12 protein-coding genes and 2 tRNA genes are annotated in these 15344 nt (G+C 62.6%); 10 read left to right on the top strand and 4 right to left on the bottom strand.

From position 1 onward, the window contains the following. The first annotated feature begins 22 nt into the window (after positions 1-22). The gene (locus ACIQTW_RS17995; protein WP_402939686.1) at positions 23-673 is read left to right on the top strand and encodes an alpha/beta hydrolase; all 651 of its coding nucleotides are present in this window, start codon (positions 23-25) and stop codon (positions 671-673) included. A gap of 12 nt (positions 674-685) precedes the next feature. On the opposite strand, the gene ACIQTW_RS17990 is transcribed toward ACIQTW_RS17995, so the two are convergent. Continuing rightward, positions 686-913, bottom strand: coding sequence for an RNA-binding S4 domain-containing protein (locus ACIQTW_RS17990; protein ID WP_062067368.1), 228 nt, complete (start codon positions 911-913; stop codon positions 686-688). Between the two features lie 23 nt (positions 914-936). Here ACIQTW_RS17990 and ACIQTW_RS17985 point away from each other — a divergent pair, with 23 nt between their 5' ends. The 9 genes from ACIQTW_RS17985 to ACIQTW_RS17945 all read left to right on the top strand — a co-directional run bounded on the left by ACIQTW_RS17985 (position 937) and on the right by ACIQTW_RS17945 (position 10968). Continuing rightward, positions 937-1941, top strand: coding sequence for a DMT family transporter (locus tag ACIQTW_RS17985; RefSeq protein ID WP_402939682.1), 1005 nt, complete (start codon positions 937-939; stop codon positions 1939-1941). 114 nt (positions 1942-2055) lie between these two features. Next, a complete protein-coding gene (locus ACIQTW_RS17980; protein WP_402939680.1) occupies positions 2056-3441 on the top strand; it encodes a glycine--tRNA ligase in 1386 nt (461 codons plus the stop codon). Between the two features lie 2 nt (positions 3442-3443). Then, a complete protein-coding gene (locus ACIQTW_RS17975) occupies positions 3444-4406 on the top strand; it encodes a GNAT family N-acetyltransferase (RefSeq protein ID WP_402939677.1) in 963 nt (320 codons plus the stop codon). A 127-nt stretch (positions 4407-4533) separates the two neighbouring features. Next, positions 4534-6030: a YibE/F family protein gene (locus ACIQTW_RS17970; protein ID WP_402939675.1), complete on the top strand. Its 1497-nt coding sequence runs from the start codon at positions 4534-4536 to the stop codon at positions 6028-6030. Between the two features lie 113 nt (positions 6031-6143). Beyond that, entirely contained in the window at positions 6144-7325 is a 1182-nt protein-coding gene (gene dusB / locus ACIQTW_RS17965; protein WP_402939672.1) for a tRNA dihydrouridine synthase DusB, read from the top strand. Between the two features lie 64 nt (positions 7326-7389). Then, positions 7390-8706: a deoxyguanosinetriphosphate triphosphohydrolase gene (locus tag ACIQTW_RS17960; protein WP_402939669.1), complete on the top strand. Its 1317-nt coding sequence runs from the start codon at positions 7390-7392 to the stop codon at positions 8704-8706. A 58-nt stretch (positions 8707-8764) separates the two neighbouring features. Next, the gene (gene dnaG, locus ACIQTW_RS17955) at positions 8765-10654 is read left to right on the top strand and encodes a DNA primase (RefSeq protein WP_402939667.1); all 1890 of its coding nucleotides are present in this window, start codon (positions 8765-8767) and stop codon (positions 10652-10654) included. Positions 10655-10707: 53 nt separating this feature from the next. Next, positions 10708-10780, top strand: a tRNA-Asn gene (locus ACIQTW_RS17950). 115 nt (positions 10781-10895) lie between these two features. Beyond that, positions 10896-10968, top strand: a tRNA-Asn gene (locus tag ACIQTW_RS17945). Positions 10969-11018: 50 nt separating this feature from the next. Here ACIQTW_RS17945 and ACIQTW_RS17940 read toward each other — a convergent pair. From ACIQTW_RS17940 to ACIQTW_RS17930, 3 genes are all read right to left on the bottom strand, one after another. Then, a complete protein-coding gene (locus tag ACIQTW_RS17940) occupies positions 11019-11408 on the bottom strand; it encodes a hypothetical protein (protein ID WP_218649751.1) in 390 nt (129 codons plus the stop codon). A gap of 62 nt (positions 11409-11470) precedes the next feature. After that, entirely contained in the window at positions 11471-12745 is a 1275-nt protein-coding gene (locus ACIQTW_RS17935; protein WP_402939664.1) for an alpha/beta hydrolase, read from the bottom strand. A 22-nt stretch (positions 12746-12767) separates the two neighbouring features. Beyond that, on the bottom strand, positions 12768-15293 hold the full coding sequence (locus ACIQTW_RS17930) for a bifunctional lysylphosphatidylglycerol flippase/synthetase MprF (RefSeq protein ID WP_402939661.1): 2526 nt from the start codon (positions 15291-15293) through the stop codon (positions 12768-12770). Between the last annotated feature and the right edge of the window lie 51 nt (positions 15294-15344).

The raw sequence follows: 15344 nt of genomic DNA, 5'->3' as shown, positions 1-15344 counted from the left end.
GGGTAACTGCAAGAATGGACCCATGACTGAAGCACCCACATTTCCCGCTCCCGTTGTCCTGTGGTCCCACGACGAATCAGAGCGTGCAGGCAAGCCGCTCCTGCTCCTGCTCCACGGTTACGGCTCCAACGAGGACGACCTGTTCAGCTTGGCCGGATTGCTGCCCGACGGCTTTGTGGTGGCCGCCCTTCGGGCCCCGATGCCCATGGGCCCGGGCTTCACGTGGTTCCCCCTAACGGCGTCCATCGACTATTCATTGGGAGCTGTAAAGCAGGCAGCCGAGTACGCCCTTGAATGGCTGGACACAGTCAAAGCCAACCACTCTTCAGTGACGTTGCTTGGCTTCTCCATGGGCATGGCCATGGCCACCACCATGCTCCGCTACCGTCCCGCGGACTTCGCTGCCGTCGTCGGGCTTTCAGGCTTTGTGATCGACGCCGGCGCTGACGCAGCCTTCCGGGACGACGAACTGGACGGAACGCTACCGATGTTCTGGGGCCGCGACCAGCAGGATCCCGTCATTACTCAGGACAAGATCGAATACACCATGGGCTGGGTGCGCAAGCACGTTGACCTCACCAAAGTGCTTTACACGGGGATGTGGCACGGCATCAACCAGCAGGAGATCGGACACGTGGGCGAATTCCTCACCCACAAGGTGCTCACTGACTGAGTTTTCAGTCTGTCAGGCTGCGGTGATCCGGACCGTCTGGCCATTGACGGTCACGGTATCGCCAACGTGGAGCTGGCGTCCGCGGCGGTCATCGATTTCGTTGTTGACTTTGACCAAGCCGTTCTTGATGAGCTCCGTGGCTTCAACCCCGTCCTCCACCAAGTTGGCGAGCTTCAACAGCTGGCCGAGTCGGATCATGTCGTCGCGGATGGGGATCTCTTCAATTTCGGGGTTGCTCATACAGCAATGATGCCTGAAGTAGTGTGGTGACGGTGCCGCAGCCTTCTCCCCGTCCCGCCCTTCCGCTGGTCATTGGCCTTCCCATCGCAGTAGCGACGGGCCTGGTTATCCCGCTTCAAGGAAGGATCAACGGGGCCCTCGGCGCCAAACTGGGAGACGGCATCGCCGCGGCTGTGGTGAGCTTCACCACAGGACTCATCCTCATCAGTGCCATCTCACTTGCCACACCCAAGGGCAGGGCAGGGCTCCAGCGCATCATTCCTGCCGTCCGGAACCGCAGCTTCCCCCGGTTCTACGTCATGGCCGGTGCCATCGGAGCGTTGTTCGTCTTTGCCCAGTCGTTCACTGTTGCCCTGCTGGGTGTCGCGTTGTTCACAGTCGCAGCCGTGACCGGACAGACGTTGAGTGGACTGCTCGTGGACCGGATGGGCATCGGACCGGGAGGAAAACGCGCCATCACAGGAGTCCGGGTCATAGGCAGTGTCCTGACGGTGGCCGCCGTCGCGTGGGCAGTTTCCCCGCGGTTCAGCGGCGACACCGACATTGCCTCGCTCGTCCTGCCCGTTCTCCTGCCGCTGGCCGCCGGATTCTTTATGAGCTTCCAGCAGGCCATGAACGGAACTGCAACGGTCCACTACGGAACGCCAATCGCAGCCACGCTGGTCAACTTCATTGCGGGGTCGCTCATTCTGTGGATCGCGTGGATTTTCAAGCTTTCTATGGCCGGGCCTGGAAATCCGCTTCCCAGCGAGTGGTGGTACTACCTTGGCGGCCCCATGGGCTGCCTGTTCATCGGCCTGGCGGCGCTGCTGGTCCGGAGTCTTGGGGTCCTGATCACCGGTTTGGGCATGATCGCCGGGCAGTTGGTGGGGTCGTTGGTGCTCGACGTCGTGATCCCCAGTCCCGGCGCTGTGGTCGCCTTGCCCACGGTGCTGGGTACGGTCCTGACGCTCGCTGCGATCATCGTGGCCACACTGCCCTGGCCCAAGGGAGCTTTCGCACGAAGAGTCTCTCCCAAAGGCCGGTAGGGTAGGAATCAACAAACTTTCCCCCCATCACCCCGCCGGACAACCTCGTCCGGATTCCGGGGCAAACCACCGCGGACCGCACCCAGCGGCCCTGTAGAACAAATGGAGTTACCCATGGCAGCAAAATCCGTCCTTGACCAGGTCATTTCCCTCTCCAAGCGGAGGGGCTTTGTCTTCCAGGCCGGTGAAATCTATGGTGGCTCCCGTTCGGCATGGGATTACGGTCCCCTCGGCGCTGAACTGAAGGAAAACATCAAGCGCCAGTGGTGGCAGAGCATGGTCCGCGGCCGTGAGGACGTTGTAGGCCTGGATTCCTCCGTCATCCTTCCCCGCCAGGTATGGGAAGCATCCGGCCACGTGGAGGTCTTCTCCGACCCCCTGGTTGAATGCCTGTCCTGCCACAAGCGCTACCGTGCCGACCACCTCGAAGAAGAGTACGAGGAAAAGAAGGGCCGCCCGGCAGAAAACGGCCTCAAGGACATTGCCTGCGCAAACTGCGGCACCCGCGGCCAGTGGACCGAGCCCCAGGAATTCTCCGGCCTGCTCAAGACTTTCCTCGGCCCGGTGGCCAGCGACGAAGGCATGCACTACCTGCGTCCGGAAACCGCCCAGGGCATCTTTGTGAACTTCAACAACGTGCTCACCACGTCGCGGAAGAAGCCGCCGTTCGGCATTGGCCAGATCGGCAAGTCGTTCCGCAACGAGATCACGCCGGGCAACTTCATCTTCCGTACCCGCGAATTCGAGCAGATGGAGATGGAGTTCTTCGTCGAGCCCGGAACCGATGAAGAGTGGCACCAGTACTGGATGAAGGAGCGAATGTCCTGGTACACGGACCTGGGCATCCGTGAAGACAACCTCCGTTTCTTCGAGCACCCGCTGGAGAAGCTCAGCCACTACTCCAAGGGCACCACGGACATCGAATACCGCTTCGGTTTCCAGGGCTCCGAGTGGGGCGAGCTCGAGGGCATCGCCAACCGCACGGACTTCGACCTTTCCACGCATGCCAAGGCTTCCGGCACGGACCTGAGCTACTTCAACCAGGCCACCAACGAGCGCTACACCCCGTACGTGATCGAGCCCGCCGCCGGCTTGACCCGTTCCTTCATGGCCTTCCTGATTGATGCGTACACCGAGGACGAGGCACCCAACGCCAAGGGCGGCGTCGATGTCCGTACTGTGCTGAAGCTGGATCCACGCCTGGCGCCGGTCAAGGCCGCAGTCCTGCCGCTGAGCCGCAACGAGGACTTGTCCCCGAAGGCCAAGGCGCTTGGCGCCCAGCTGCGCAAGAACTGGAACATCGACTTCGACGACGCCGGCGCCATCGGCCGCCGTTACCGTCGCCAGGACGAGATCGGTACCCCGTTCTGCATCACGGTGGACTTCGACACCCTTGAGGACCAGGCCGTGACCATTCGTGAGCGCGACACCATGAGCCAGGAACGCGTGTCCCTGGACAAGGTTGAGGGCTACCTGGCTGCACGCCTGATCGGCGCCTAGTCGTGGCTTTGGAGTACCGCGAATGGAAAGAGGGCGACGACCTCGCCCTCCTGGAAATCTGGGGTGGCCCGGAGACCCTTCCCGCTGAGCAGTTCAGGGCGGCCCTGGCGCCGTCCAGCAACCAGCCCTGGCGCCGCTGCATCGTGGCTGAGGACGTGGTGGACGGCGTGCGTATTCCCGTTGCCGCCGGCGTTGTCCACGAGGCATCCCTGCACCCGGAGCGACTCTGGGCCTACATCGAGGTTGCCAAGGACCACCGCCGTGAAGGGGTGGGTGCCACCCTGCTGACCATGCTTCGCCGCGAAGCCGGGAACTCGCCGTCGGGCGTTTCCAAGCTGCGCAGCAAGGTGGAGCCGGATACCGCAGGTGCGGCATTCGCTGCGGCTGCGGGACTTGCACCCATTCAGCGTTCGCAGTTGGTGGTGGTTGACCCTGAACCCCTGTCCTTGCCGCGGTTCGGCGACGGTTCCGAGGAAGCCGCTTCCGAGCGTGTGGAAGACCTGGCCACGGGGTCGGTGGAGCTGAGCGATGTGGTGGGAAAGTACTACTCGCACGTCCACCATTGGGACAGCCCGGGGGAGCTCAGCATCCCTACGGTGCAGCGTCTGTTCCTGCATGACCTGACTGGCGCCCACGGCGCAATCGTCCTGCGCGCGCCCAAGGCCAGTGCCTTCGGCCAAGGCGTTCCGGCAAGCCGCAAGGGCAAAATCCAGGCGTTCGCCATCAGTTACGCCCAAGGCGACTCCGATGAGCCTTCGGATGTCTTCCTGGGGCATGACCCCGAGCTGTCCGCCGAGGAGGCAGCATTTGCTGTGCGGGACCTCCTGGCGCTCATCGCCTACCAACACCCCGTGTTGCTGGAAGTTGATGAGTCCATGACGGCGCTGCGCGCAGTTCTGGAGCCGCTGCTGGAATCCGGAAAAGCCCACGTGCGGGGTGCCGACACCTTGATCGTTAGCGACTGATTGTATTTTGCACATCAGGATCCCACGCTGCCCGTAATCTGCGGGCCGCGTGGGATCTTGCGTTAAGTGCCTGACTTTGCGGGTGTTCGGTCCCGCGTAGGGTTAAGGGCATGAGGTTTTGCTGCTGATGGGCCACTCCCACGGTCATTCTGAAAATTCCGAGCCAACGCCGCAGGCTCTTGCATCGCGGAAGAGGGCAAACTGGATTCTGGCGGCCATACTTGTTCCGCTGGGCGTCCTGACGCTCGTGGCCATGATGGTCATGTGGCCCTCAGGCAGTCGGGAAGGGATCTCGTTCTCGAGCCCGTACCAGGCTGCCCCGGGGGTCACGTTCGATACGGGCCGGATTCAGAGCGTGGTGGTGGAAAGCTGCACACAGACGGGCCAAAGCAATACTGGCCAAAGCGACACCGGCCAACCCAACACCGGTCAGATTGACGCTGGCCAAAACAACCAGTCCGGCGGATCCCAGTGCACCTTCGCCTTCACCGAGCCGGATAAGGGCGGGGACGTGGTCAAGGTTGTTATTAACCCTGACGTCGCCATGTCCCACGGCGTGGACGTGGGGGACTCCATCCGGTATCTCAACCTGTCCGCCGTCCAAGGTACGAATGCCGGAAGCGGTGCTCCTGCCTACGTTTTCGTAGACTTCGTCCGTAGCATCCCCATCGCACTCCTGGCCGTCCTGTACGCCGCCGTTGTCATCGCGGTGGCACGGTGGCGGGGCTTCCGGGCACTTCTTGGCTTGGTAGGTGCCTACTTCGTCCTGGTCAGCTTTATCCTGCCGGGTTTGGTGGAGGGCAAGCCGCCGCTCTTGCTCGCGTTGGTGGGATCCACGGTGATCATGATCGGGGTCCTGTACTTCGCGCACGGATTCTCGGCGCGAACGTCCACGGCTTTGTTGGGCACCATATTTGGCCTGAGCATCACTGCTTTGCTGGCGGCCTGGGCTACGGACGCCGCCAACCTGGCTGGAGTGGGGAACCACGACGCCTCAACGTTGGTGAACATGTCACCCCAGATCTCCATTTCAGGGATCATCCTGTGCGGCCTCATCATCTCCGGCCTGGGCGTGCTTAACGACGTCACCATTACGCAGTCCTCTGCGGTGTGGGAACTCTACGAACTCGCGCCCAACACCAGTGCCCGCAAGCTGTTTTCCTCTGCCATGAGGATCGGCCGGGACCACATTGCCTCCACGGTCTACACCATCGCTTTTGCGTACGCCGGAGCCGCGCTTCCCATCCTTATCATTGTGATGCTCTATGACCGCCCCCTCGATGAAGCGCTGACCAGTGCGGAGCTATCCGAGGAAGTCATCCGTACTTTGGTGGGCTCCATCGGCCTTGTCCTCGCCATCCCGGTCACTACGCTGATTGCCGTCCTGGTGGTCAAGGCCACCGGCATGAAGCGCCTCGTCGCAGCCGGTGGGCCGACCGTAACCGCTGATGAGCTTAACGACACCGGTTCGCTGGCAGCAGCCGCCGCCGTCGTAGGTTCAGACCAGCATGACAAGCACGACGCCGGTACGCGCCTTGACCATTCCGGCAAGCCGGCGCGGCCGGGCAGCCGCCGTGCCCAGCGGGAGGCTGAGCGGCGCGGAGGCACGAAGGACGCCACCTAAACCCGAGCCCTGTTCTTGTTCGCCACGCCCGCCGTACTGCGTACGCGTGGGCGAACAAGCACGGAATTCGGCTGCCTGTCCGCCGATTTGCCTGACTTTGCAACAATGGATAGGTGACTGTAGTAGCGACGCCCCCTGCACCAAAGCTCGAGCTCCCGCCTTTGAAGCTCGGTGGGATCACCGTGGACACCCCGGTAATCCTTGCCCCCATGGCGGGTATCACCAACTCTGCCTTCCGCAGGCTCTGCCGTGAATATGGTGGCGGCATGTACGTAGCCGAGATGGTGACCTCGCGTGCGTTGGTGGAGCGCACGCCGGAATCGTTGCGCATCATCTCGCATGATGAGGACGAGAAAGTCCGGTCCGTGCAGCTCTACGGTGTGGATCCGGTGACAGTGGGCGCCGCAGTGCGGATGCTCGTGGAAGAGGACCGAGCTGATCACATCGACCTCAACTTCGGCTGCCCGGTGCCCAAGGTTACCCGGCGCGGTGGCGGATCGGCGCTGCCCTGGAAGATTGACCTTTTTACATCGATTGTCCAGACCGCGGTCAAGGAAGCGTCCAAGGGCGATGTTCCCCTGACGATCAAGATGCGCAAAGGCATCGACGAGGACCACTTGACGTACCTCGACGCCGGCCGCATCGCCCGCGACGCCGGAGTGGCCGCTGTTGCCCTCCACGGCCGGACTGCAGCCCAGTTCTATTCCGGCCAGGCCGACTGGTCCGCTATTGCCAGGCTCCGTGAGGCGCTCCCTGACATCCCTGTGCTGGGCAACGGCGACATTTGGTCCGCTGAGGACGCAGTCCGCATGGTGCGGGAGACCGGCGTGGACGGCGTGGTTGTGGGCCGCGGATGCCAGGGCAGGCCATGGCTTTTCGGTGACCTGCAAGCAGCCTTCGAAGGCAGCGACCAGCGGCATCGTCCGGGCCTCCGCGAAGTTGCTGAAGGCGTCTATCGTCACGCCGAGCTCATGGTGGAAACGTTCGGGAACGATGAATACAAGGCCCTCCGCGAGATCCGCAAGCACATGGCCTGGTACTTCAAGGGCTACGTAGTGGGCGGCGAGCTCCGTGCCAAGCTGGCCACCGTGCCCACCCTTGAGGTGCTGCGCGAATACCTTGATGAACTGGACATGGACTCGCCTTATCCGGGAGTCGATTCCGAGGGCCCCCGCGGCCGTGCGGGTTCGCCCAAGAAGCCGGCCTTGCCCAAGGACTGGTTGGTGAGCCGTCAGCTGAACGCTGAACAGAGCGCGGATATCTCGGCCGCGGAGCTGGACGTTTCGGGCGGCTAGCCTCACGCGTGTAAGACTGACTCAAGAAGCTCCACACCCCGGCGCTTGAAGGAGGCAGATACCCATGGGAACCGAAGCGATACTTGGCCAAGACGGGACGGCTCACGATTTTGTGCTGGCCATCCCCGGTTACGCCGAGGCAGATTCCGCGCGGTGGGTCGAAGAGCCGCGCAAGAGCAACTATCGCTCGGACTTTGAACGGGACCGCGCCAGGGTCCTGCACTCTTCGGCGTTGCGCAGGCTCGGTGCCAAAACGCAGGTAGTTGCCCCGGACACGGACGATTTTGTCCGCACCCGGCTTACACACAGCCTCGAAGTAGCCCAGGTGGGCCGCGAGCTGGGCCGCTCCCTGGGGTGCGATCCTGACGTGGTGGACACTGCATGCCTGAGCCACGATCTTGGCCATCCGCCCTTCGGCCACAATGGTGAGTCCGCGCTGAACGAAGTAGCGCACACCATTGGTGGTTTCGAAGGCAACGCCCAGACCTTGCGGCTGCTGACGCGGCTCGAACCAAAAGTACTCGCCGAGGACGGCAGGCCAGCAGGGCTTAACCTGACCCGTGCCAGCCTGGATGCTGCATCCAAATACCCGTGGTCCGCCGTCGACGCCCCTGTGATCCATGGCCACCGCACCAGTAAGTTCGGCGCTTACGAAGACGATCTTCCGGTGTTCGAATGGCTCCGGGAAGGCGCTCCAGGCAACCGGTCGTGCATCGAGGCCCAGGTGATGGACCTTGCGGACGACATCTCGTATTCGGTCCATGACGTCGAGGACGCGATCGTCGCCGGCCATTTCCAGCTCAAATGGATGGAAAACCCGGACCACCGTGCGCGCGTGGTGGGCTATACCAAGCAGTGGTACCTGCCGCACAACGATCCCGCCGAAATTGATGCCGCCCTTGCGCGGCTGGAGGCAACCAAGGTCTGGGTCCGCGAAGCTGATGGCAGCCGGAAATCCATGGCTGCCTTGAAGGACATGACCAGTCAGTTGATCGGCCGGTTCTGCCAGAGTGCCATGGAAACTACGCGCGCTCATTTCGGACCAGCAAATCTGACCCGCTACGACGCCGAACTCATGGTCCCCGAGGACACCGTCACCGAAATTGCGGTCCTCAAGGGCCTGGCAACCACTTTCGTCATCTCCACCGACCACCGCCAGCCGGTGTACGAGCGCCAACGCGAAGTGCTGCATGCACTGGTTGGTGTTTTGAACGCCACGGGCGACCGTCACCTTGAGCCGATGTTCGCCGCGGACTGGCGTGACGCCGTCGACGACGGTGCGCGGCTGCGCGTAGTGATTGACCAGGTGGCGTCGCTGACGGATGTGTCAGCGTTGGCTATGTACGAGCGGCTCGTGGGCAGCCTCCCGTCGCTCTGGTAAGCCTTCCGGTGTTCCGTTAACGGCGGGGACTCTTGGGGCAAGCGACTAGGATGGTCACGTGGCTGGCCTGATCAAACGTGAAGATATCGACGAAGTACGCCAGCGCACGGATATCAAGGAAGTTGTTGACGGTTACGTCACTCTCAAGGGCGCCGGGCTGGGTAGTTTCAAGGGACTGTGCCCCTTCCACGACGAACGCTCTCCCTCGTTCACAGTCCGCCCGCAGGTGGGCAGGTACCACTGCTTCGGCTGCGGTGAGGACGGCGACGCCATCTCCTTCGTGCAGAAAATGGACCACAGCTCGTTTCATGAAGCCGTGGAGAAACTTGCCGCCAGAATCGGTTACGAGCTGCGCTACGAGGACGGCGGCACCGGTCCCAGTCGCGAGGAAGTGGGCAAGCGCCAGCGCCTGCTGGATGCACACAAGATCGCTGACGAGTTCTTCCGCGCACAGCTTCTGACACCCGGAGCGGCCGAAGGGCGCAACTTCCTGGATGGCCGCGGTTTTGACCGAGCTGCCGCAGAGCATTTCGGTGTCGGCTATGCGCCCCAGGGCTGGGACGCCCTCCTGAAGCACCTCCGCGGCCGTGGGTTCACCGATGCCGAGTTGAAGCTCACAGGCATGTTCTCCGAAGGGAACCGCGGAATTTACGATCGCTTCCGCGGGAGGCTGATTTGGCCCATCCGGGACATCGCGGGCGACACTATCGGCTTCGGTGCCCGCAAACTTTTTGAAGACGACCAGGGCCCCAAATACCTGAACACTCCTGAGACCACGCTCTACAAGAAGTCCCAGGTGCTCTACGGGATCGACATCGCCAAGCGGAACATCGCCAAGGAACGGCAACTGGTGGTGGTCGAGGGATACACCGACGTTATGGCCTGCCACCTCGCTGGAGTCACGACGGCGGTAGCCACCTGCGGTACTGCCTTCGGTACCGAGCACATCAAGGTTGCCCGGCGGCTGCTCTCCGACGACGGCAGCGGGGGAGAGGTCATCTTTACCTTCGATGGCGACGCCGCCGGCCAGAAGGCGGCTCTGCGTGCTTTCGAGGAAGACCAACGCTTCACCGCCCAGACGTACGTCGCAGTGGAGCCCTCCGGCGCCGACCCCTGTGATCTCCGCCAACTAAAGGGCGACGCCGCGGTCCGTGAACTCATCAACACCCGCAAGCCACTCTTCGAATTCGCTATCCGGGCCACTCTCCGCCGCCACAATTTGGACACCGTGGAAGGCCGTGTAGCTGCGCTGCGCGAAGCCGCGCCCGTGGTGGCACAGATACGGGATTCCGCCACCAGGCCCGGCTACACGCGCAACCTGGCCGGCTGGTTGGGCATGCCCATCGAGGAAGTCAGCGGTTACGTCGGGGCGGCCGCCAAGCGAGCCGCTTCCGGCGGAGGCACAGCCACCACTGCAGGCCCCGCAGGACAGGCGACGGCGGCAGCACCGCCGTCGAGCGGCCCGGTCTTCCAGCGGCCCGACCCCAGGGACCCCATAGCCAGTATGGAACGCCAGGCGCTTGAGGTTGTCCTCCAGGAGCCGGGAGTGCTGGGCGGGGGAGCCTGGGAACGCTTCGAGGCCTCACACTTCACCACGCCTGCTTATGCGGCCGTCCACACGGCCGTGCGCGCTGCGGGCCTCGCCCACTCGGATGACCCTGTGGCCTGGGTGGAACAGGTCCGCCAGGAAGTTCCGGAACCGCTACGGCCTTTGGTCTCGGAGCTGGCCGTAACGCCCTTGCCGGCAAGCACCCCCGAGGCCATGCAGAGATACTGCCGCGATATCCTGGCCCGTCTCTTCGAATTGCAGATCACCCGGATCAAGGCAGACAAGATGGGGCAGCTGCAACGCTTGGATGCAGGAGCCAACCCGGAGGAATTCCAGCGGCTGAACCGGGAGCTCATGCAGCTCGAAATGGAGCGCAGGGCGCTGCGTTCGGACGGCTGAAAGCGCCGATTTCGTTTTCCGGCGGGCCCCTGTTAAGCTAGTAACCGCTTCATTCCTCCGTAGCTCAATTGGCAGAGCATTCGACTGTTAATCGAAGGGTTACTGGTTCAAGTCCAGTCGGAGGAGCGCACAATACCCCCGTTCCGATCCTTCGGAGCGGGGGCATTTTTATACCCCCCAGGGGTATGCAGGCCGATTTCGCATTTCGGTAGAACCTTTGCTAAAGTCATAACCGCTTCATTCCTCCGTAGCTCAATTGGCAGAGCATTCGACTGTTAATCGAAGGGTTACTGGTTCAAGTCCAGTCGGAGGAGCATAAGGACCCCGTACCGGCTTCACTGCTTGTACGGGGTCCGCCTTTTTCTCAGACGAAATCCATCTCCACTTGCAGGAAACGGGCTGCTTCGGCCACGGCAGCCAGGAACGAATCCTGCTCGGTGGGCGGAGTTCTGGGCTCGCGGGGGTGCCACTCGTGGGGCGCCGAGTAGACGCGGGTAAAGCCACCACCCGGCGGGGCATAGAAGATGCCGAAGCGCTGGACCGGCCATTCAGGTGAGGTCTCCGGCGCGACCAGCAGCGCGGCGTCCGTTTCGGGGTTGTACCACTGGGCAATGGGGCGGCGACGGTCGTCCGTGAAGAGCCCGGCGGCGTAGAGGGCAGCCGATTGTGGGCTGGTCACCGAGCACAGCCTGTCCCACCACAGCGGCAGGATGCGTTCATCCCGACGCTGCCACGGTGCCGGTAGCGGCTGCAGCTCTTGCCAATGTGGTACATCTCAACTTTATCGCCCGCGAGTGGACCGGAAAAGGGTAAGCCCTACTTGGACAGACCCAACCGCGGATAGAGAACCTCAAAGCCCTTCGTGAGTCCTGCATTGAGCGCCAGGCCCACATGACCGCCATTGGGCACCTCGTAGTACGTCACAGTCATGCCTGCATCCCGTGCGGCTGCGGAGACGGCCTTGGCGGCCGCCACGTACGTTGTATCGTCCGAACCCACGGTGAAAACTGCCGTCGTGTCAGGGAACTGCTTTCCCTTCATGATGTTGATGGGCTTCTGGGCATCGTAGGCAGCTTGGTTACCGTTGAAGATCGTTGCGAGGTTGCCGGCCGGATCCTCCGCGCCGGGGAACTCTTCGCCGGAGATGTCCACCACGTTGCCCCACATCGCCGGGTATTTGACCGCGAAGGAAATGGCACATTGGCCGCCGTTGGAGTATCCGGCGATGGTCCAGTGTTCGCGGTCGGGGAGGATGTTCAAGTTGGCTTTGGCCCAGTTCACCACGTCCTCGTTGATGTACTTCTCCACGTTGCCGTACTTCGCGGTGTCCAGGCAGAGGGTGTCATTCTGGTCCGGGCCTATCTGGTCCGCGACGATTGCGATAGGGGCCAGGCCGTTGTTCCTGGCCGCGAACTCATCCAGGGCGGCGGAAACGTATTGGGGATCCGGCAGCCCCGGTTGGCCCATCATGAGGACGAACAGGGGCAGCTTGGGCGGATTGGCTGTCAGCGCAGCAGGGGGCAAGTAGATGCCGGCCGGTCTGGCGTCGAAACCGGAGGCGGTAGCTGGAATGATCTGGGTGCCGGCTTCGCCCTTCGCGTGCAGGTTGGCCGGGGGCTTCCAGCTCTGCCACAAGGGACCCGCCGGAATGGAGGCGTCCGGGTCCGGTTTGGCCAGTTGAATGGCATCCTCCGTCGAAATTCCCAAGGCCGAGCCCAACGTCTTGTTCAGGCCGAACTCCGTGTTGATTCCGAGGGCCGCGACAACGACGAACACAGGAATGGATACCGCAGCCACCACTTTCCGCCACCGTGGGCTATGGCGGAAGCTGACCGCGGTGAGACCCAGGGCTGCGAAGCAGGAAATCGCCCAGAACCACACCCGCGGTGTCAGCCCCACGTGAAAGACGTCCTCCACGATCCACACCGTCAACCATCCCAAAAGGGCTGCGACCACTATGGCCGTGATCGCGGTGAGGGCCCAGCGTGCTGACGGCCTAAGGAACAGCAACAGGAAGAACCCGACGCCGATCGCCCCGGCAATCGTCATGACCACAGGTCCGCTGATTTCAACCTTCAGGAGGTCGTTCATGGCTGGGGACTCCGCTCCGGCGTCATGCGGCGGGTTCCTTGGCTACCATCTGCCGCAACAGCCCCGCGCTTTGTGCTGGGGAGAGTCCCGGCAGGTAGGCAGACCCCACGGCGATGCCAATGGAAGGCAAGGCCAACGGGTCCTGGTAGTACATGTACAAGGTGCGATGCTCAGGCTGGAACCGCGACTTGAAGGCTGCCAACGACTTGAAGCCATACATGGGCTCCAGCGCGTTCCCGAGGAGCGCAAGGACGCGGTCCAGGGTGCTGTGGTCCACAGCGCTGTGGTCTCCCTCGCCGCCATGGGCTCCTGCCCCTCCTCCAGTATTGGCGAGCGGAGAGCCGGACAACGAGATTTGCGGCACTTCCTCTTTGAAGTGGGTTACCGCAGAAGCGATCAGGAACTCCATGACCCCTTTGAAGCCTGTGGTTCGGCGGCGCATGAAGTCCAGGGTCCATCCGGAGATGACCCCGTCCCTGAAGACGGGAAGCCAGCTGGTGACGCCATGAACCAAGCCTTCATCATCCACAGCCACACAGCAAAGGACCTCGGGGTCTTTGAGCTCATTCAGGCCACCCAAGGTGAAGCCCATCTCAGGAAGTGCCTTATCAGCCACCCACTCCTCGGAAATCTCGGCGAGCTGTGCCCTGATTCCCGGCGGCATCGCAGGGTAGCTGTACCAGTGATCCTTGATGGAGAGTTTGTCTGCGCGGTTCAAGGCCGTGCGGACGTTTTGCCATTCCTTTCCCTTGAAGGTCATGGCCTGGACGTTGAGGAGCGTCTCTTCCGCCACCTCCAGCTTCCTGAAGCCATGGGGGAGAAGCGCAGAGTCGAGCTCTGCCGTGGCTGAGTAGAAGCACGGAATCAGCCCAAGGCTGGAGCAGTGCTTGACGAAACCCGTTGCCGCCCCGGCATGGAGTTCGCTTGCGCCAAAAGGCCCCGCAACTGTGAGGGCCACGCCGTTGTGGACCTGGTAAGCAACACCGGCCTTCCTGTCCGGGGTAAACCAGTATTGGTTGTTGTCCCATAGAGCCATCCAGGACAACGTTCCGCCGCCATCGTGCAACAGCTCCCTGGTGTGGCCCAGATCTGCTGCTGGATCAGTGGCGAGCATCCGGAACCGACGGAAGTTGTTCAGGACAAGTACGAGGATGCAGAGCCAAATGATGTCCCCGCCCAATCCGTATACCACCGTGCTTAGCAGCCCTTGCGGGAGGGCCACCACGAACGGGACAGGGAAGGGAACCAGAATGTGTGTCAGCTGCCCGGCAAGATCCAGCAGCGTGGAGCGTCCCGGGTTGCCTTCAATGAACCAGAACGCGACGTAGCAGATGACGGCAGCTACGGCGAGGATGAGCGAGGTCCGGCCAAGGAGACGGTAACCGGCGTCGCTCGACTCCACCCGGAACTTATGTCGATTTACCAGCAGCAGCGCCACGATGATGATAGGGGCGAGGACTGCGGGGACCGCGTACAGGAGGAGGTACGCAAAGTCGTCGTCGCCTAAGGTGACGTCCGGATCTGCAACGTACTGGACGATGGACAGGACAGTCACGGCAGCCAGATACAGCTGGATGACGAGCGTCAGCCTGTATGCGAGCCGGCGGCCACGACGGAGCCCCTCGGCGCAGACGAGCAGCAGAAGAACCGGAATCAGTGTCAGGATCGCCGCTCCGAAGCTCTGGACGCCGACGATGCTCTGCAAGGTGACACAGTTGGTGTCGTTGTTGCACGCTTCCTGAACCTCATCCGCGTCGGGACTGGCCTGGAGCATGACCTCGGAAACAACGGAGAGGGGTCCGATTTCCCACGTTCCGGTCAGTTGCGTGAGCAAAGGTCCAACGGCGAAGACTCCAACCACGGTGCCCACCAGGAAACGCGTCTCCCGAAGGCTTGAGGAGTGGAGGGACCCCGCCCGTTGGCGCAGCACCAGCGACTGGATGACCCAACCCGCCAGAATGCCAATCACGGCTCCGGCAAGTGCCTGCAGGGTTTGGGCGACCCCCACGAACAGGGCAAACATCAGCGTGGCGGCCAGCAACCACGTCCTCAGGCGGCGACGCCACAGTGCCTCGAGTGCCGCCGTCGAGCATCCCAAGGCAGCGGCTGCGCCGCCGTAGGCACCCACTACATATTCTCCGCCCAGAAAACTCAGCCACTGGTCGCTGGCATCCGTTCCAAAGGTTACGAGTACTACGAGCACAAGGGCGCTGAGGGCTGAACCGGCTATGAAAGCCGCCAGGGCAAGCCAAGGGCCCAAAACGCGTTCGGCGATGCCGACACCTACCAGGATCACTGCTGTGCAGGCCAGATAGTCCAGCAAGGAGGAGGCGAAGAACGCGGACGTGAAGATGGACCACCACGGTCCGGGTTCCACCGCCAGGCCGATTCCCACTTGATCCAACAAAGCTTGGCCGGGGCCGTTGAGGAGGCTACCGGAGACGGCGCCCAGCACCCAGAGGAGCACTACGAGAACCAGCGTCAGTGGCAACCTCCGCACAGTTGCCATGCCGCGCACGTTGCCCCGAAATTCAACAGCCGTGCTCATGTGATGTCCCCTTCACCGGTTGCAGCACCGGTTACCCCGGCTGGCCACCAT

This window comes from Paenarthrobacter sp. NPDC090517, assembly GCF_044769165.1.
Classification (GTDB): Bacteria; Actinomycetota; Actinomycetes; order Actinomycetales; family Micrococcaceae; genus Arthrobacter.
This window is presented reverse-complemented; position numbering and strand designations above follow the sequence as displayed.

What these genes read in the sequence shown, in the direction of transcription:
- ACIQTW_RS17930 (WP_402939661.1), bottom strand. Translation starts at nt 15,293, where the DNA reads ATGAGCACGGCTGTTGAATTTCGGGGCAACGTGCGCGGCATGGCAACT.
- ACIQTW_RS17935 (WP_402939664.1), bottom strand. Translation starts at nt 12,745, where the DNA reads ATGAACGACCTCCTGAAGGTTGAAATCAGCGGACCTGTGGTCATGACG.
- ACIQTW_RS17970 (WP_402939675.1), top strand. Translation starts at nt 4,534, where the DNA reads ATGGGCCACTCCCACGGTCATTCTGAAAATTCCGAGCCAACGCCGCAG.
- ACIQTW_RS17990 (WP_062067368.1), bottom strand. Translation starts at nt 913, where the DNA reads ATGAGCAACCCCGAAATTGAAGAGATCCCCATCCGCGACGACATGATC.
- ACIQTW_RS17980 (WP_402939680.1), top strand. Translation starts at nt 2,056, where the DNA reads ATGGCAGCAAAATCCGTCCTTGACCAGGTCATTTCCCTCTCCAAGCGG.
- ACIQTW_RS17960 (WP_402939669.1), top strand. Translation starts at nt 7,390, where the DNA reads ATGGGAACCGAAGCGATACTTGGCCAAGACGGGACGGCTCACGATTTT.
- ACIQTW_RS17995 (WP_402939686.1), top strand. Translation starts at nt 23, where the DNA reads ATGACTGAAGCACCCACATTTCCCGCTCCCGTTGTCCTGTGGTCCCAC.